Source organism: Halalkalibacter sp. HAAS-P013 (assembly GCF_056619925.1).
This window is the reverse complement of sequence record NZ_JBWQTU010000001.1, coordinates 446411-464961: the sequence shown is the minus strand read 5'-3', so window position 1 is coordinate 464961 and position 18551 is coordinate 446411. Positions and strand designations below refer to the sequence as shown.

The 18551-nt window shown below is 38.5% G+C and carries 20 protein-coding genes; 18 read left to right on the top strand and 2 right to left on the bottom strand.

The window, feature by feature from the left end; translation table 11 throughout:
• Positions 1 to 64 precede the first annotated feature (64 nt).
• On the top strand, positions 65 to 742 hold the full coding sequence (locus AC1FXP_RS02450; RefSeq protein ID WP_250094863.1) for a zinc metallopeptidase: 678 nt from the start codon (positions 65 to 67) through the stop codon (positions 740 to 742).
• A 30-nt stretch (positions 743 to 772) separates the two neighbouring features.
• On the opposite strand, the gene AC1FXP_RS02445 is transcribed toward AC1FXP_RS02450, so the two are convergent.
• Complete coding sequence (locus tag AC1FXP_RS02445) at positions 773 to 1645, bottom strand: YitT family protein (RefSeq protein ID WP_480058454.1); 873 nt, start codon at positions 1643 to 1645, stop codon at positions 773 to 775.
• Positions 1646 to 1891: 246 nt separating this feature from the next.
• On the opposite strand from AC1FXP_RS02445, the gene AC1FXP_RS02440 reads away from it, so the two are divergent.
• From AC1FXP_RS02440 to AC1FXP_RS02380, 13 genes are all read left to right on the top strand, one after another.
• Positions 1892 to 2224 (top strand): nucleotide pyrophosphohydrolase, encoded by a 333-nt coding sequence (locus AC1FXP_RS02440; protein WP_420842474.1) that lies wholly within the window; start codon positions 1892 to 1894, stop codon positions 2222 to 2224.
• Positions 2217 to 3017: a 4-hydroxy-tetrahydrodipicolinate reductase gene (gene dapB, locus AC1FXP_RS02435; RefSeq protein WP_480058452.1), complete on the top strand. Its 801-nt coding sequence runs from the start codon at positions 2217 to 2219 to the stop codon at positions 3015 to 3017. The genes AC1FXP_RS02440 and dapB overlap by 8 nt, the downstream gene beginning before the upstream one ends.
• A 32-nt stretch (positions 3018 to 3049) precedes the next feature.
• Positions 3050 to 3460, top strand: a complete 411-nt coding sequence (locus tag AC1FXP_RS02430; RefSeq protein WP_480058450.1) for a methylglyoxal synthase — start codon at positions 3050 to 3052, stop codon at positions 3458 to 3460.
• A complete protein-coding gene (bshB1, locus tag AC1FXP_RS02425) occupies positions 3453 to 4172 on the top strand; it encodes a bacillithiol biosynthesis deacetylase BshB1 (RefSeq protein ID WP_480058448.1) in 720 nt (239 codons plus the stop codon). Before AC1FXP_RS02430 ends, bshB1 begins: the two co-directional genes overlap by 8 nt.
• On the top strand, positions 4169 to 5299 hold the full coding sequence (bshA, locus tag AC1FXP_RS02420; RefSeq protein WP_480058446.1) for an N-acetyl-alpha-D-glucosaminyl L-malate synthase BshA: 1131 nt from the start codon (positions 4169 to 4171) through the stop codon (positions 5297 to 5299). Before bshB1 ends, bshA begins: the two co-directional genes overlap by 4 nt.
• Positions 5300 to 5320: 21 nt before the next feature.
• The gene (locus tag AC1FXP_RS02415) at positions 5321 to 6463 is read left to right on the top strand and encodes a CCA tRNA nucleotidyltransferase (protein ID WP_480058445.1); all 1143 of its coding nucleotides are present in this window, start codon (positions 5321 to 5323) and stop codon (positions 6461 to 6463) included.
• Positions 6460 to 7440 carry a biotin--[acetyl-CoA-carboxylase] ligase gene (locus AC1FXP_RS02410; protein WP_480058444.1) on the top strand — a complete coding sequence of 327 codons (981 nt, stop codon included), beginning with the start codon at positions 6460 to 6462 and terminating at the stop codon, positions 7438 to 7440. Before AC1FXP_RS02415 ends, AC1FXP_RS02410 begins: the two co-directional genes overlap by 4 nt.
• A 277-nt stretch (positions 7441 to 7717) precedes the next feature.
• A complete protein-coding gene (gene panB / locus AC1FXP_RS02405; protein WP_480058442.1) occupies positions 7718 to 8557 on the top strand; it encodes a 3-methyl-2-oxobutanoate hydroxymethyltransferase in 840 nt (279 codons plus the stop codon).
• Positions 8554 to 9408: a pantoate--beta-alanine ligase gene (gene panC, locus AC1FXP_RS02400; RefSeq protein WP_480058440.1), complete on the top strand. Its 855-nt coding sequence runs from the start codon at positions 8554 to 8556 to the stop codon at positions 9406 to 9408. The genes panB and panC overlap by 4 nt, the downstream gene beginning before the upstream one ends.
• Positions 9409 to 9792 (top strand): aspartate 1-decarboxylase, encoded by a 384-nt coding sequence (panD, locus tag AC1FXP_RS02395; RefSeq protein ID WP_250094874.1) that lies wholly within the window; start codon positions 9409 to 9411, stop codon positions 9790 to 9792.
• 63 nt (positions 9793 to 9855) lie between these two features.
• Positions 9856 to 10839: a tetratricopeptide repeat protein gene (locus AC1FXP_RS02390; protein ID WP_480058439.1), complete on the top strand. Its 984-nt coding sequence runs from the start codon at positions 9856 to 9858 to the stop codon at positions 10837 to 10839.
• A gap of 24 nt (positions 10840 to 10863) precedes the next feature.
• The gene (dinG, locus tag AC1FXP_RS02385) at positions 10864 to 13686 is read left to right on the top strand and encodes an ATP-dependent DNA helicase DinG (protein ID WP_480058438.1); all 2823 of its coding nucleotides are present in this window, start codon (positions 10864 to 10866) and stop codon (positions 13684 to 13686) included.
• A 40-nt stretch (positions 13687 to 13726) separates the two neighbouring features.
• Entirely contained in the window at positions 13727 to 14584 is an 858-nt protein-coding gene (locus AC1FXP_RS02380; protein WP_480058437.1) for a ComEC/Rec2 family competence protein, read from the top strand.
• A gap of 183 nt (positions 14585 to 14767) precedes the next feature.
• On the opposite strand, the gene AC1FXP_RS02375 is transcribed toward AC1FXP_RS02380, so the two are convergent.
• A complete protein-coding gene (locus AC1FXP_RS02375) occupies positions 14768 to 14923 on the bottom strand; it encodes a hypothetical protein (protein ID WP_480058435.1) in 156 nt (51 codons plus the stop codon).
• A 115-nt stretch (positions 14924 to 15038) separates the two neighbouring features.
• Between AC1FXP_RS02375 and AC1FXP_RS02370 the strand changes: the two genes are divergently transcribed.
• The 4 genes from AC1FXP_RS02370 (at position 15039) to asnS (ending at position 18447) form a co-directional block, all read left to right on the top strand.
• Positions 15039 to 15209 (top strand): DUF4264 family protein, encoded by a 171-nt coding sequence (locus tag AC1FXP_RS02370; protein ID WP_480058433.1) that lies wholly within the window; start codon positions 15039 to 15041, stop codon positions 15207 to 15209.
• A 12-nt stretch (positions 15210 to 15221) separates the two neighbouring features.
• Positions 15222 to 15704 carry a cell wall elongation regulator TseB-like domain-containing protein gene (locus AC1FXP_RS02365; protein ID WP_480058431.1) on the top strand — a complete coding sequence of 161 codons (483 nt, stop codon included), beginning with the start codon at positions 15222 to 15224 and terminating at the stop codon, positions 15702 to 15704.
• 72 nt (positions 15705 to 15776) lie between these two features.
• On the top strand, positions 15777 to 16961 hold the full coding sequence (locus tag AC1FXP_RS02360) for a pyridoxal phosphate-dependent aminotransferase (RefSeq protein WP_480058430.1): 1185 nt from the start codon (positions 15777 to 15779) through the stop codon (positions 16959 to 16961).
• A gap of 193 nt (positions 16962 to 17154) precedes the next feature.
• Positions 17155 to 18447: an asparagine--tRNA ligase gene (gene asnS, locus AC1FXP_RS02355; RefSeq protein ID WP_480058428.1), complete on the top strand. Its 1293-nt coding sequence runs from the start codon at positions 17155 to 17157 to the stop codon at positions 18445 to 18447.
• Positions 18448 to 18551 lie beyond the last annotated feature (104 nt).

Genomic DNA, 18551 nt, shown 5'->3' with positions numbered 1-18551 from the left:
TGACTTTGTTTGATGTTCAATTTAAAATATTAGATAAGATCTTACAACAGAGGTGGTACATTCGATGGGTTTTATCGTTTATTTTATTCTTCTTCTCATTATCCCAATTTGGGCACAGATGAGAGTGAAGGGTGCGTACAAAAAGTACTCACAAGTTCATGCTTCTTCTGGAATGACAGGAGCGCAAGTCGCAAGAAAAATTTTGGATGATAACGGTTTGTATGACGTTCGTGTAGAAGAAACAAAAGGGATGTTAACAGATCATTACGATCCTCGTTCAAAAGTAGTACGCTTATCTACTGATAACTACTTTGGAACATCTGTTGCAGGTGCGGCAGTAGCGGCTCACGAAGTCGGACACGCAATTCAAGATGCAGAAAACTATGCGTTTTTACGTTTTCGTCACGCCCTCGTTCCTGTAGCTAGTTTTGGTTCAAATGCATCGTTCTTTTTAATTTTAGCAGGGATCTTGCTAGGTGCTTCTAACTTTATTCTGCTAGGTATCTTTGCAATGGCTGCGGCTGTGTTATTCCAATTAGTTACATTGCCAGTTGAATTCAATGCTTCAAGCCGCGCTATGGAACAAATTGTCTCAACCGGAGTGATTCGTAATGACGAAGAGCGTGATACACGAAAAGTATTAAATGCTGCAGCATTAACATATGTTGCCGGAGCTCTAGTAGCATTACTTGAACTTGTTCGATTCATCTTAATGTACATTGGAATGAATAATGATGATTAGAAAGCTTGGAGCATATGCTCCAAGCTTTTTCTATAGATGTAATGGTTTCTTATTTTCATCAAGTGTAAACCCTTCTCCAATGACGTCTTGAACATCATTTACTGTAACAAATGCATGTGGGTCAATTCGTTCGACTAAGGTTTTCAAGCGAATTAACTCGTTCCTGCCAACAACACAATAGAGAATCTCTTTGTCTGTTCCTGTGAAACTTCCTTTCCCTTTCAGGATCGTTGCCCCACGGTCCATCTCGTTTAAAATCGCTTGAGCGATGTCAGGAACCTTGTCAGATATTATATGGGAAGCTTTTGCAGAATAAGCACCCTGTTGGATGAAATCAATCACTTTTGCTGCAATGAAAACAGCTAACAGCGTATACATGGCTTCACGATAATTTAAATAAATCAAAGACGTAGCGATAACGAGTGCGTCAAACAGAAACATGGTTTTTCCCATGCTCCAGCCTACATATTTAAATCCTAATTTTGCAATAATATCAACTCCACCCGTCGTACCTCCGTACTTAAAAACAATACCAAGGCCAACGCCGATAAATACACCGGCAAATAAAGCGGCAAGTGTCATATCATCATGTAATGGGATGTTGATCAAAGTGTAACGTTGGAAGATTTCAAGAAAGATTGAAACACCAACTGTCCCGATAATCGTATAAACGAAGGTTGCCTTTCCTAGGATTTTCCAACCGATGAAAAAGAGAGGGATGTTCAGTACAAGGTTTGATATGGCTGGATTAATGAGAAACATAAAATAGAGGATTAGTGTGATCCCGGTAAATCCACCATCAGCTAAATTGTTTTCCATATTAAAATAAACGAGTCCAAAAGAAAGGATAGCTGAACCTAATAAAATAAAAAGTATATTTTTGATATGAACCTTATAAGCCATTTTGTCCTCCTTATGATAAAATACAATTGTTGGAGTAAGATCTTCTTCTATCTAGTGTGTCCAATTAAGAGCTTACTGTTTTACATAATCGACATTTTGTTGAAGACAGTCGTCTGGACAATACGATTATTATATAAAAATTGGCATTAATCGGCAAATCGTTGTTTTTTTATTTGTCAAAATGGGAACAATTCGCTAACATGGATTGATAGGATGTGAGGTGAAGTCTAGTTGAATGAAAAGTCGATGAAGCAAATGCAAGACGAAGTTGATCAGTACATAGGGCAATTTAAAGAAGGGTACTTTAGTCCTTTAGCAATGCTAGCTAGAATGAGTGAAGAAGTAGGGGAATTAGCAAGAGAAGTGAACCATTACTACGGAGAAAAACCGAAAAAGACAACGGAAGAAGACCGAACTATGGAACAAGAAATGGGCGATATTCTGTTCGTCTTAATCTGTTTTGCTAATTCATTACATATTGATTTAGAAGAAGCTTTTGATCTCGTGATGAATAAGTTCGAATCACGTGATAAAGATCGTTGGACAAGAATAGAAGAAGAAGGTGTTTCAAGTGAGTAAAGTTAAGATTGTCGTCGCGGGGCCGCGGGGAAACATGGGAAAAGAAGCAATAAAAATGGTTTCAAATACAGAAGAATTTACACTTATTGCTGCTGTAGATTCTAAACACGATGGAATGAAGCTAAGCGAATTAGATGGGTTTCACGGGATCGACGTACCTATGTACACAAATATGCAACAATGCTTTGAGGAAAATGAAATAGATGTCCTCATCGATTTGACTGCTCCTGCGTTTGGGAAAAAACATATGCAAATTGCTTTTGAAAATGGTATCCGTCCTGTAGTGGGAACAACAGGTTTTACAGAAGAGGACATAACTGAGCTTAGAATGACTGCTGAAGAAAAGGGAATCGGTGCTATCATTGCACCTAATTTTGCAATTGGCGCGATTTTAATGATGAAGTTTTCACAAATGGCAGCAAAATATTTGCCAGATGTAGAAATCATAGAACGTCATCATGATCGTAAATTAGATGCTCCTTCAGGAACTGCTGTAAAAACAGCTCAACTTATTTCAGAAGCTAGAGAGCACAAAGCTCAAGGTCATCCAAGTGAAACAGAAGAATTGGCTGGTGCTCGCGGGGCAGATTTTGAGGGAATGAGAATTCATAGTGTCCGTTTGCCTGGGCTTGTCGCTCATCAAGAAGTGATCTTTGGAGGTGTCGGTCAAACGTTAACGATTCGTCATGACTCCATTGACCGTGCATCATTTATGCCTGGAGTAAAATTAGCTGTTGATGCTGTCCTTCGAATTGATACGTTAGTCTATGGTTTAGAACACATTATTGAATAACAATCTAATTACGTAAAAGGGGAGAAATACGGATGAGAATCGCACTTATAGCCCACGACAAGAAAAAAGAAGACATGGTTCAATTTGCAACAGCATATGAGCATATTTTAACTAAACATGAATTGTTTGGAACAGGTACGACGGGGACTCGTATTATGGAAGCAACTGAATTGTCTGTCACACGGTTTAAATCGGGCCCTCTTGGAGGAGACCAGCAAATAGGTGCACTTGTTGCAGAGAATAAGTTTGATTTGATTTTGTTTTTCCGCGATCCATTAACAGCACAGCCTCATGAGCCAGATGTAACGGCATTAATTCGCTTATGTGATGTTCGAAATGTTCCGCTTGCAACCAATCTAGGTACAGCTGAAGTTCTTATTAAAGGATTAGACCGTGGCGACTTTGCTTGGCGTGAAGCGGATAAGGATGAATATAATGGATAGGTTAGATATTCTTGCCTTTGGTGCCCATCCCGATGATGTTGAAATCGGGATGGGTGCAACTTTAGCTAAATATGCAAGCGAGGGCTATCGTGTGGGCATTTGTGATTTAACAAAGGCCGAGTATTCATCTAATGGGACGGTTGAACAAAGGCAAGAAGAGGCAAAGGCTGCAGGAAACATCTTAAACCTTACTAGCCGCATACAACTTACTCTTAGCGATCGAGGTTTGAAAAACGTTACAGAAGGCCAGCTGTCCGATATTGTTTCTGTCATTCGTAAGTTTAGGCCGTCGATTGTGTTTACCCCTTATCATGTGGATCGCCATCCAGACCATGGTGCCTGTACGGAAATTGTAAAAGAAGCTGTCTTTAATGCGGGAATAAAGCGATATAAGTGTAAACAAAAATTAGAAGCCTTTCGTCCTGATGATGTGTATTTTTATTTTATTAATGGATATGAGCATCCTGATTTTGTCGTAGATGTCTCTCATTTTTTTGAGACAAAAATGCAAGCGTTACAAGCATATAAAAGTCAATTTATCAAAACGTCAGATTCTGTAGAAACCCCGCTAACGAACGGATATATACCTGTTGTTGAAGCAAGAGACCGTTTATTCGGAAAAGAAGCTGGGGTAACTTATGCAGAAGGGTTTAAAACAACTAAACCAATAGTCTTAACGAATTTACTTGAAGGAAAGGAACGGCGTTTATGAGTCTTAAAATAGGAATCAGTTGTTACCCAACGGTTGGTGGTTCTGGGGTTATTGCAACTGAACTTGGAAAACTACTCGCAGAACGAGGTCATGAAGTTCATTTCGTTACTTCTAGTGTTCCATTTCGCTTAGATCGTGTTTATCCTAACATTTACTATCATGAAGTCGAAGTGAATCAATACTCTGTTTTCCAATATCCACCCTATGATTTAACACTTGCTAGCAAAATGGCTGAAGTGGTAAAACGACAAAAACTAGATATTATCCACGTCCATTATGCAGTACCGCATGCGATCTGTGCGATATTAGCAAAGCAAATGGTTGACCATGATGTGAAGATAATGACAACACTACATGGCACCGATATAACTGTTCTTGGGTACGATCCATCTTTAAAAGACATTATAAAGTTTGGGATTGAAAAATCAGATCTAGTTACAGCAGTTTCTGATGATTTAGTTCAGCAGACCCGTGAACTTGTTTCAACGGATAAACCGATTGAAACCGTTTATAATTTTATCGATGAACGTGTCTATATGAAACGAGAGGTTACTGGCTTAAAGGAGCATTACCGACTGCAAGAGGATGAAAAGATCTTAATTCATATATCTAATTTTCGTCCAGTTAAACGAGTGTCTGATGTGATCAATAGTTTTGCAAAAATATCTGCTAAAGTAAAATCAAAGCTGTTGTTAATAGGCAACGGTCCTGAACTTGCTGTTGCTAGACAGTTAGCAAAACAATTACAAATAGAAGAGAAAGTGTTGTTTTTAGGTAATCAAAAACATATTGCCGAGCTTCTTTCGATGAGTGACCTTATGCTGCTGTTAAGTGAGAAGGAGAGTTTTGGGCTTGTTGCATTAGAAGCAATGGCTTGTGGCGTCCCTGTTATAGGGACAAGAACAGGAGGAATCCCGGAAGTAGTAGTAGATGGTGAAACAGGATATCTTTGTGAGATTGGTGATACAGATTGTGTAGCTGATAAAGCTATTTCGCTTTTACAAGATTCTGCAAGCTATGAAGCATTCTCTCTTCGTGGGATAGAAAGAGTGAAAAATATTTTTCATTCTCAAATCATTGTCTGCAGGTATGAGAAGCTTTATCAACAAATATTGCTAAATGAGTAATTCGGAAATGAGGAATTCGCTTTGGCAAGTGAATGGAAGAAAGCACGAGAAGTTCTACATATATTAAAAGGTAAAGGGTTTGATTCCTTTATTGTCGGAGGTGCGGTCCGTGATTTACTATTAGAGCGTGAAATAGCTGATATTGATATTGTTACGACTGCCACTCCTGATGAGGTGTCTAAGTTTTTTTTGAAAACATATAGGATGAACAACCTACACGAAACAGTGATCGTCAAATATAGAGACGAACAATTTGAAGTGACCACGATTAGAGGAAAGAAATTAGTCGATGATGTAAAGTGCCGAGACCTTACGATAAATAGCTTGGTTATGGACCATGAAGGTAAACTGATTGATTTCGTCAGTGGACAGGAAGATTTATTACATAATGTTCTAAGGTCAAGTGAACCGTATCATCGCATGACCGAAGACCCACTAAGAATGCTGCGTGTCTTTCGTTTTGTAAGTGAACTAGGGTTTGATGTAGATCATGAACTAATGTCTGTCATTACGGCACAACATGAGCTGTTGAAAAAGGTTGCTATTGAACGGGTCATGAAGGAATGGACCAAGTTATTAAAAGGACAACACCGTAATCAAGCTCTACATATGATAACAACGACACAGTTGTTCAAATCAATTCCAGGATTAATGCTGACAGAACATGCATTTGAGCAATTAGCGCGTTTTCGGTTGTTAACACATACATCAGACACACTTTGTTTAACGGCATTCTGTCTTTGTTTAGATAAGGTTGTTGATGAACCATTTTTGAAAAACCTTGCATTGTCAAACGAACAATCAAAAAAGATCCGTGAACGTCTAACCTATTATGAACAACGAAACCATCAGCAATGGAGTCGGCTTGATCTTTACTATGCTTCAATACAAGTAGCAAGTGATGTTGAAACGTTACGACTTTTAGGAAACAAAGAAAGTCAGTCTATTGATCAATTGCAAGTAATGTGGGAAGCACTACCGATACACCATAAATCGGAGCTTGCGATATCTGGAATAGATGTCATCCATTCATTTGAAAAGCCACAAGGACCTTGGGTGAAGGAAGCTCTTACGTTAGCAGAACAGCTCGTTGTTACTGGTCAATGTCGTAATAACAAGGAAGATCTATTGAACACTTTACTCGAGAGGAGGGATGATCTTTGAAGGAAAAACTTCTCAAAATATTTGCCGAGCATTCAGGAGAGTTTGTTTCTGGAGAAATGATTAGTAAGCAATTAGGCTGTTCACGAACGGCGATATGGAAACATATTGATGAATTGAGAAAGAACGGTTATCAACTTGAATCAGCTCCAAGAAAAGGATATCGATTAGTCAGTAAAGGCGATGGAATCCATCCTCATGAAATTAAAGTGGGGTTATCTACAACACGATTAGGACAAGAATTAACCTATTTTGATGTGACAAACTCAACTCAATATACTGCTCATAAATTAGCTCAAGAAGGTGCAAGGGAAGGTCATGTCGTTATTGCTAATGAACAAACAGCTGGAAAAGGGAGACTTGGTCGTGATTGGCATTCGAGAAAAGGTACGAGTGTATCTATGAGTATAATTCTGCGGCCGGAGTTACCTCCGCAAAAAACGCCACAGCTTACTTTGCTTACGGCTGTTGCCGTTGTTCGAGCGATTAAAAACATAACGGGGATTCAGTGTGATATAAAGTGGCCTAATGATATTCTTTTTAAAGGAAAAAAGCTCATTGGGATATTAACGGAAATGCAAGCAGACCCTGATCGGGTACATTCGGTCATCATTGGCATTGGCATGAATGTTAATCAACGGCCAGATGACTTCGATCCATTGATACGAGACCTTGCGACATCATTAGCGATTGAGAAAGGTGAAACAGTCGAGCGGGCTCAAGTTATTTCAACGGTTTTAAATGAATTTGAGCAACTTTATGATTTGTATCTGAAAGAGGGATTTACAACAATAAGGTCGCTGTGGGAAGTTTATTCAATCAGTGTAGGAACCTATATTTATGCGCGAACGATGCGTGAGGTTATTTACGGTTACGCAAAAGGAATAACGAATGACGGAGTTCTTCTTCTAGAAGATGAACAAGGTCAAGAACATAAGATTTATTCAGCTGATATTGAAATTGCTTCCCAACATGAATAGAAATCTGTTATACTTTTGGGGAATGGGCGGTATCCAATAGGAACTGCACCGATAAAGTACAATGATAGCGGGTCTGCCTTGATCCATAAGGACTAGGACAGAGGGGTTCATAACATAACGTCAGCAAACAGTTTGTGTCATGCAAATTGTTTTAGAATGCGTGAAAAAAGGGTCTGCCCTCCTGTCGATTGACACATGACTGTGTATTTGATTGGAGGATCAGTCCTTTTTTATTTGACGTCATGAAGCCCTCCTCGTAAAAAAGGAGGAAAACAATATGAAAACAACAGCTAGTTTAATGAAGATGAAACAAATGAAAGAAAAAATTACAATGATGACTGCCTATGATGCACCTGCTGCACGTCTTGTAGAACAATCAGGAATGGATATGATCCTTGTTGGCGATTCGCTTGGAATGGTCGTTCTTGGCTATGATTCAACTGTGCCAGTAACAATTGACGACATGGTCCTTCACACGAAGGCAGCAAGACGAGGAGCTCAAAATACATTCATCGTTACAGATATGCCATTTTTGACATATCATGCTAGTTTACAAGATACATTTGCCTATGCGAAACGGTTACTTCAAGAAGGCGGTGCGAATGCCGTAAAACTTGAGGGTGCAGGGAGAGTCATTGAAACAGTTGAGAAACTGACAGAAGCAGGCGTTCCTGTAATGGGTCATTTAGGATTGACACCCCAATCGGTAGGTGTATTAGGTGGATATCGAGTGCAAGGGAAAGACCCTGAATCAGCAAGAAAGCTCTTAGCAGATGCTAAAGCGTTAGAAGAGGCTGGTGCGTTTGCTATTGTTGTTGAATGTGTCCCGGAGCAAGTAGGTGCGATGTTGTCGGAAAAGTGTAATATTCCAATTATTGGGATCGGCGCCGGTGTTGATACAGACGGGCAAGTTCTTGTATACCATGATATTCTTGGGTATGGGGATGTCCATGTACCTAAGTTTGTTAAGAACTATGCGAATATTTCACTGATAATTGAGCAGGTATTAAAGTCATATGTGCAAGAAGTAAAAGAACAGAAATTTCCTGCTAAAGAACACTCCTTCACAATGAGTGAAGAGGCGCTGTCAGGTTTGTACGGAGGCGTGAGCAAGTGAAAGTAGTTGAGACAATTGAAGCTGTACGAAATGAAGTGATAGCTGCAAAACAAGCTGGTTTATCAATCGGATTTGTTCCAACAATGGGTTACTTACATGAAGGTCATGAAAGTTTAATTGAAGCAGCAAGAAAAGACCATGATTTTGTTATTTTAAGTATTTTTGTAAATCCACTTCAGTTTGGACCAAATGAAGATTTGGATCGGTATCCAAGGGATTTTCAAAGGGATGAACAAATCGCCCAAAAAGCTGGGATAGATGTTATTTTTTATCCTTCTGTACACGAAATGTACCCTACAAATATGCCGATGTCCATTCATGTTACAAGTGGTGTAGATGTCCTTTGTGGCACGAGTCGACCTGGTCATTTTGATGGTGTCGCAACGGTTGTTATGAAGCTTCTTCAAATTGTACAACCGAACGAGGCTTATTTTGGGCAAAAGGATGCGCAGCAACTAGCTATTATTATGAACATGGTTGAAGCATTTAATGTACCTGTAAACATCCATGGATGTCCAACGGTTCGTGAAGAGGACGGTTTAGCAAAGAGTTCTCGAAATGTTTATTTAACGAAAGAGGAAAGAGCTGAAGCGCCGTTTCTTTATGAAGCTCTAAGGGAAGGAGCCAAGTTGGTCCGCGCTGGTGAAACAAGTCGTTCTGTTATTCGAGCTGAACTAGAGAATCGTCTTGAATCAGGATCGGGCAGGATTGATTATGTAGATGTCCTTCGTTACCCAAGCCTAGAACAATCGGAACAACTTAGTGGCAAAGTAATCCTTGCAGTTGCTTACTTTTATGAAAATGCTCGGTTAATTGATAATTATATAGTAGATATACAGGGGGATAAGTAAATGTATCGTACGATGATGAAGTCAAAAATTCACCGTGCACGTGTAACGGAATCAAACTTAAATTATGTAGGCAGTATTACGATTGATGAAGACATCATGGATGCAGTTGATATTTTAGAAAATGAAAAAGTGCAAATAGTAAATAATAACAATGGGCAGAGATTTGAAACGTATGTGATCAAAGGTCCACGAGGTAGCAATGTGTTTTGTTTAAATGGTGCTGCAGCAAGACTTGTTCATGAAGGAGATGTTATTATAGTCATTTCTTATGCACAAGTGGCAGAAGAGAAAGTAAGGGACCACGAGCCAAAAGTAGCAATCATGAATGAGAACAATCAAATTGTTCAAATGTTAGACAAGGAGCCAGCTTCTACCGTCTTATAATTCGAATATTCCCCTCCTCTTCGATAAACACTTTAAGTATAACCATCGAGAGGAGGGTTTTTTTTGAACGATTGGATTACATCCTGGAATGCTATATATGAAAATATAGAAAAAAAATGGACATTAATGTCTGAAGCAGAACAAGAAGATCAATTAAAATATTTAGAAGAAACAGCAGGAACGCTTTTAGATAAATGGACAGAACTTGATGAAAAGATAAATGAGTTAAAAGATCCGAAAAAGGGAAGAGAACCGTCCTTTTCTTATACTTCAAAAGGAACAACGTTTTATGAACTGGAGATGTTTGAGCAAGCTGCCCGTACGTTAAAACAAGAGTCAGGAAATGGACCTAATGATGAGTTGCGACGGCTTTATTTAGGGTTTGCATACTTATTTTCAGAGCAACTAGAAGAAGCAAAAGAATCATTTTTATATATAATACAAGTGAGTATTTACCCTTCCCTTAAGCATTTTGCACATGTAGGATTAGGTTGCGTACTAACGAGGGAAGAACGTCTAGATGATGCCATCGTATCATTTGAGAAAGCAAATGACCTTACTTCATCTCAAGATGTCGTGTATAATTTAGGTATCTGTTACTTTTTTAATGAAGTATTTCATATAGCAAAACAATATTTCTTATCCTATATTAAACAAGTTCCTGATGATGGAGAAGCATTCTTTTTTTTAGGGTGCTGCCAGTGGCAAGATGGGAACCAAGATGAAGCCTGGGCGTCATGGACAACGAGCATTTCACTTTTGGATTCTGAAGAATCCTTGTTTGCTCTTGCATACGTTTGTGAATGGCATGGTTATCATCAAGCTGCCATCCATTGTTACAAACGGGTGCAAGAAAAGCATTTAGGTTCAGTAAATGTTTTACATGGTCTAGCATGGAATTATGCATTATTAAATGATAAAACCAATGCATTAAAAATATTCCATGAAGCAATGCGTTTAGACCCAAATAATGAAAACATTACTTACTCGCTTAATTGGCTGCAAAAAAGTTGGCCCGAAATTTCGGAGCTGCAACTTGTTGATTAGGGTTTTTATAGAACGAGGTGTACTATGAACGAACGTTATGTTGTGGTTGATGTTGAAACGACGGGCCACTCTGTAGGAAAAGGGGACCGAATTATTCAAATTGGGGCGGTAGTTATAGAAGAGGGTGAAATTGTTGAAACTTTTGCCTCTTTTGTTAACCCTGGACAAGCTATCCCCCCATTTATTGAAGAATTAACGGGCATTTCTGACGATTTAGTAGAAAATGCCCCTTCTTTTCGTGAGATTATTCCTGAGTTACTCCCGTTATTTACAAATAGTAGCTTTGTTGCCCACAATGTTGATTTTGACCAAGCTTTTTTAAAGAATCAAATGGAATTAGAAGGCTATGAACTCCCTAATATGCCTGTTTTCGATACAGTTGAATTAGCAAGAGTACTACTACCAAAGCAGGAAAGCTACAAATTAGGCCAATTAGCTGAGCAACTTGGTTTCTCACATGACAGGCCACATCAAGCAGATAGTGATGCAGAAGTAACATCGACTCTTTTTTTGTCATTATTACATAAATTAAATCGATTGCCTGTGTTAACACTACAACAATTGGCACCACTTTCGAGAAGGTTTAAAAGTGATTTAGAACCTATGCTGCAATCAATCATTCACCAGAAGCTTTCTCAAGGGATATCGGATAATGAGCAATATGATTGTTACCGTCAAATCGCTTTAAAGAAAATCAAGGATGAATCCGAATTAAAAGAAAAAGGGATTCAACCGTCATTCAATGATTATTTGCAAACTTTATATGATGAAGATGGGAAGATGCAAACGGCTTTTACAAATTACGAGCTAAGACCTGGACAACAAAAAATGATGATGGAAGTAGATGAGGCATTTCAACATAATGAACATAAAATGATCGAAGCAGGAACGGGTACAGGTAAGTCATTAGCGTACTTACTTCCAGCTGCTTTTTTTGCCTATACAAAAAATGAGCCTGTTATTGTGAGCACTCAAACGATCCCACTTCAAGAGCAGTTACTATCAAGAGACTTGCCATTACTTAATTATCTCCTTCCGTTCCCGGTACGTGTTTCATTGCTTAAAGGAAGAAGTCATTATTTATGCTTGCGTAAATTTGAGCAATCGTTATTGCATACTCACGAAGACAGTTATGATGTGCTTTTGACAAAAGCATTGCTTTTAATTTGGTTAACAGAGACAGAGCATGGCGATATGGAAGAATTAAACCTACCTTCAGGAGGGAAAGGCTTCTGGTATGAGGTTCAAAGTGATGCAGCTTCAGACCTTGGCCGATATAGCCCTTGGTTTACACGTTGCTTTTATCACCGAGCGAGAAAACGTGCTCAATCTTCAGACATCGTGATAACGAACCATGCCCTTTTGTGCACAGATCTAGTCCATGAACAACGATTGCTGCCAACATATTCGTATGCGATTTTAGATGAGGCACATCACTTAGAAGAAACAGCAAGTGACCATTTAGGGGCAAAAGCAGATTTTGTCTCGTTCTCTTACCTATTTCAACGATTAGGTTTAGGTCAAGAAGATGACGGAATGTTAGAACTGCTTCGTCGTCTTATTCATGAATACCAAATTCAAGTTGGAGGTACGTCTGATACTAGTTTAGAATTAGTACAAAAGTTAAAGGATGAAGTAGATGAATTATTTCGTATGTTGCATGGCTATGTCTTATCAAAAAATCAAGCAAGTGCAACAGATGTAGGTCGACTGCGGTACCGTTACGCGAGCTATATGGAATCTAGTTCAACATGGCAAGCGATTCTTGAGTGTGCGATGCGTGTTCATATGCAGACAAAAGATTGCATAGCTGAACTTCAAAATTGGGTTAAACCATTCTCTGATAAGAAGGATGATATGACTTACAAAGACCGGAGTTTTATTGCTGATGTCGAAGGATTAATAGATCAAGTGTATGAGGAAGAACAAACGTTATACGAATTACTGCTCGAATACGATCCAAACATGGTGTACTGGGTAGAGGTAGAGCCAAGAGGTGCTAAAAATGCGACTTTTTTATATAGCAAGCCTATTGATGTGTCAGAAATTTTAGCAGATCGCTTTTTTGCTAAGAAAAAAAGTGTTGTTATGACTTCAGCGACACTTTCTATAAATGGTTCATTTAACTACCAAGAAAAGCGATTAGGGTTAACGGATTTTGGTGTAGCACAATGTGTCATCCCGTCTCCCTTTTCGTATATGGATCAAGTTAGGGTCCTTTTACCTAGTGATATTCCTGCAATTAAAGAAGTATCGGATGAAGATTTCGCCATTGAAGTGTCAATTAAATTATGGAGAATGATGGAAGCATCAAGTGGAAAGATGTTAGTCCTTTTTACGTCCTATGAGATGCTTAAACAAGTATTTTATCATGTGAAGAAATTTAATGAGTTTTCTACATTTCAGTTAATAGGTCAAGGAGTGACTAGTGGGAGTAGAGCAAAGCTGATGAAAATGTTCAAACAAACAAATCAAGCTATTCTCTTTGGCACAAGTAGCTTCTGGGAAGGAATCGATTTACCAGGAGATGAGCTTCGCAATTTAGTTATTGTTCGGTTGCCATTTTCCCCCCCTGACCAACCATTGCTTCAGGCCCAGTATGAAAAAGCAAAAGAAGAAGGAAGAAATCCTTTCATGGAAATTTCTTTGCCTCAAGCAATTATTCGGTTTAAACAAGGGTTTGGCAGATTAATAAGAACGACACAAGATCGTGGTTGTGTGTTTATTTTAGATCGGCGGATTTCGACGACTCGATATGGAAAACAATTTATTCGTTCCTTGCCAAATGTACCTGTCCATGAAGGGAAGCTAGAAGATCTACTTGAACAATTTCAAGATTATATGTAAGGCTGCCATCGATTAAAAATAATGGAGGGTTTAAGGCACTATGCGTAAAATTCTTATCGGACTTCTTTGTATGGGCATATTAGCTGGTTTATTAGGATTGGAAGTTCGGATGGTTAGTAATTCAGATGGACAAGAAGAAATGGAGCTAGATCTGCAGCTAGAGGAAAAGGAGGTTGGATTTGTATTTTTGGACCTACCAAATGGCGAGTCAACGTATTTGGAATTACCAAATGAGGAATCAGTTTTGATTGGCACAGGTGCAAAAGACTCTGCAGACTCGTTATTTTTCCGTTTGAAGAAGTTAAATGTAACATCCATTGACACCATAATCTTGCCGAGGTTTGAAAAAGAATATAGTGGGAATGTAGAAGAAATAGTAACACGTTTTGGGACGAAAACGTTAATCGTACCTGAAGGAGGTATGGACCAAGCAAATACGCAATATGAGAAACTTGATGTTCAGATTGTGGGTTGGTCAGACGATAAAACAAAGGAACTTGCCGAACATGTTACCGTAAAGGTTTTACCGAGCCCTTCTACGATCATGCCTACGCTTTCGTTTATTGTTACTATTCATGAAAAACATCAATTCTTCTTTTCATCTGAAGCTAACGAAGACATAGAAAGAGTATGGCTGAATGATGAGTTGACTCCTGTTTCTGTATTAAAAGTTGCCGAGTTTGGAACGAATGATGGAACGAGTCAGCGGTTTCTAAATGAAATAGACCCCCAAGTAGCTGTTTTGTTTACGAGAGAAAATCGAGAAGTAAGTGCACAGTTGTTAGAACGTTTGCAGGAAACGTGGATCGATACGTATCGAATGAAACAAAATGGAGCTGTTATTATAAAAGTAAATCAGGCTGATTATGAGCTTGTAACCGTTCATTTTAAAGGGTGATATTGAAGCACAGTTTTCGAGATGTATTGCTAATGGTATAATGATTTTGTCTCAAGAATGATGGATAAATGGAAAAGTGAAATGTTCTGCACGAGGCATTGTGCAGAACATTTTGAGGCGTGAGCGGGCAATTATTTAGGTTGTATTACATTCAGTCTTGGACGTATAACATACGTACAGTTTTCAATTTTGATCCTTCTCAAAAATAGAAGGAAATAACGTTTGTCTGATTGAAACCGGAAAAACTTGATGCCATTTCAGTCCTTTTCGACTTAGCAGAGCCACTTCTTCCTTTTCTTTTTGATAACGTGTTGCGATCGATTGATCATCGTTAGACAAGAGTTACGCCCCCCTTTTGTTTGGCGTACTAATAGTTTCACCTTATCCATTGTTACTATGTTTAGTAAAACTTGTACATCAAGGAAGGATCTAATATATTTTTGGAGGAGACAGCATGGAGCAGAATATGTTTGTTTTATCAACTACCCGAGTAAAAAAAGCACCAGATACGTATAAAAGTGTTGATACGCTAAATCGTACATTTAAAGAACAGGACTTATTATTCGGCATAGCTCTTGATGATAAAGATAATGACAAAATGGTATTTACGATTTATCGTACGTAACAGGAGATATATATGAAAAAATGGATGATTCTTATTGTTATTATTATTGTCTTAGCATTAACTGGACTAAGTGTTTACGCATATCAAACGATTCGCGAGCCTCTTCGTCATAATTATGAACAAGCAGAAAATTATGTAGTTGGACAATCGTTACTCAAAACGGTATTGACTGTCACTTATTATCATGGAACTGATGCTTATTATGTCTTTACCGGGTTAGATGAAGAGGATGAAGAAACAATTGTATGGGTATCTGCTGAATATGATTTTCATCATGTAGAAAAAGTAAGTGACGGAATCACAAGAGAAGAGGCTGTTGCCATTGTAGAGCATAATGAAGCAGTGTTACGTATCCAAACGGCTAAGTTAGGATATGAAAGAGGGTTACCTGTATACGAAATTACGTACATCAATGATGAGAACCGCAAAGGCTATTATTATGTGACGTTTGAAAATGGAACGTTCATGAAAAGATATTTATTACGAACAGATTAATCAATTTCATACTTGAATGATGGCTGTAGACAATTTATAGTGTATAGTATATTACTTGGGAGGGACATACATATGAGATTAGCGAAAAGAGTTTCGACACTAACACCTTCATCAACGTTAGCGATTACAGCAAAAGCAAAGGAATTAAAAGAACAAGGGCATGACGTCATTGGACTAGGAGCAGGCGAGCCTGATTTTAATACACCTCAATACATAATTGATGCTGCTGTTCGTTCTATGGAAGAGGGGCATACTAAGTATACTCCTTCTGCTGGGCTACCAAAGCTAAAAGAAGCAATCATTGGTAAATTTGAGCAGGATCAACAAATCAAGTATAAGCCAGCAGAAATTCTCGTTGGTTCTGGTGCAAAACATGTACTTTACACATTATTTCAAGCGATTTTAGATGAGGGGGATGAAGTTATTATCCCAACACCTTATTGGGTGAGCTACCCTGAACAAGTAAAGCTTGCTGGAGGAAGCCCAGTCTATATCGAAGGACTTGAAAGTAATGAATTTAAAGTCACGGCAGAACAACTAGAGCAAGCAATTACAGAGAAAACAAAGGCTTTTATTTTAAATTCACCAAGTAATCCAACAGGTTCTATGTATTCAGATGATGAGCTTCGTGAGCTTGGAGACGTATGTATAAAACATAATGTATTAATTGTTTCTGATGAAATTTATGAGAAACTTGTATATGGTGGGGCAACACATACATCTATTGCCCAGCTTTCTAATGAATTAAAAGAGCAGACAATTGTAGTTAATGGGGTATCTAAGTCTCACTCAATGACTGGTTGGAGAATCGGTTATGCTGCAGGTAACGCCGAAGTCATTAAAGCAATGACCAACCTAGCTAGCCATAGTACGTCTAATCCTACAACGAATGCACAGTATGGTACGATTGCTGCGTACACAGAGGATGACGGTTCAGTTGAGACAATGAGAGAAGCGTTTGAAGAACGTTTAAATGGAGTGTTTGAAAAGCTTGTAGCAATCCCAGGTGTGTCTTGCGTTAAACCAAGAGGAGCATTTTACCTCTTTCCAAACGTAAGTGAAGCTGTTAAATTAAACGGTTTTGCTGATGTTGATTCGTGGGTTGAGGCGATCTTAGAGGAAGAAAAAGTAGCACTAGTACCTGGTTCAGGTTTTGGTGCACCAGATAATGTTCGTTTATCTTATGCTACCTCTTTTGATTTATTAGAAGAAGCATTGACGCGTATCGAACGATTTGTACGTAATCATACAAAATAAGAAAAAGCCGCGCCATGCGGCTTTTTCTTATTTTTGTAATGCTTTCTTGCTTCTTTAATTAAAGGCAGTTTTTTTATGTTTTCAGTGAATAATTTGAATTTTTGTTTTTTACACGTTTCAATCAAGGATCGTTGACTTGAAATTTTAGACAAGGGTATAATGAAGATTGGTATACATAGTAGGAGGTATGAATGTGAAAACAACAATTTCAAAAGTCGGTCAATTTGTCGATCAAGAAGTCACAATTGGCGCTTGGCTTGCTAGTAAGCGTTCAAGTGGTAAGATTGCATTTTTACAGCTGCGTGACGGAACTGGCTTTATTCAAGGGGTCGTTGTAAAAGCAGACGTAGAGGAAGAAATTTTCCAAAAGGCAAAGAACCTAACGCAAGAGAGTTCATTATATGTTACTGGAGTTGTGCGTGCAGACGATCGAGCTCCATCAGGATATGAATTAACCGTAACAAAAATAGAAGTATTGCATGAAGCTACAGATTATCCAATTACACCAAAAGAGCATGGAACTGAGTTTTTGATGGATCATCGTCATCTATGGTTACGGTCTAAGCGCCAGCATGCCGTAATGAAAATTAGAAACGAAATCATTCGTTCAACATATGAATTCTTTAATGATAATGATTTTGTGAAAATAGATCCTCCAATTTTGACTGGAAGTGCTCCTGAGGGTACATCTGAGTTGTTTGCAACAAAGTACTTCGATGAAGATGCTTATCTTTCTCAAAGTGGACAGCTTTATATGGAAGCTGCTGCGATGGCAATGGGACGTGTATTTTCATTTGGTCCAACATTCCGTGCCGAAAAATCAAAAACACGTCGTCATCTTATTGAATTTTGGATGATTGAGCCTGAGATGGCATTTGTTGAATTTCATGAAAATCTAGAAATTCAGGAACAATACGTAACGTACGTTGTTCAATCTGTACTAAAGTCTTGTCAGTTAGAACTGAAAACTCTCGGTCGCGATTTATCTAAATTAGAAGCGATTAAAGCTCCGTTTCCACGTATTACTTATGATGAAGCGATTACGTTTTTACAAGAGAAAGGCTTTGATGATATAAAGTGGGGAGATGATTTCGGTTCACCACATGAAACGGCGATTGCAGAGCATTACGAGAAGCCAGTTTTCATTACCCATTACCCAACATCGTTAAAACCATTCTATATGCAGCCTGATCCAAATAGAGAGGATGTTGTATTATGTGCTGATTTAATTGCGCCAGAAGGGTATGGTGAAATTATCGGCGGATCTGAGCGTATTCATGATTATGACTTATTAAAACGTAATCTTGAGGTTCATAATCTATCACTTGATGCGTATCAATGGTACCTTGATTTACGTAAATATGGTTCCGTACCGCATTCAGGGTTTGGATTAGGACTTGAGCGAACGGTTGCGTGGATTTCAGGAGTAGAGCATGTTCGAGAAACCATCCCTTTCCCTCGATTGTTAAATCGTTTGTATCCGTAATCCATAATGGTATAAATGTATGTAGGCTTAGCAGTATTCTGCTAAGCCTGATTTGCCTATTGAAGGTTTTATCTTAGTTTTTGTGTAAGGAAAAGGAAACGACT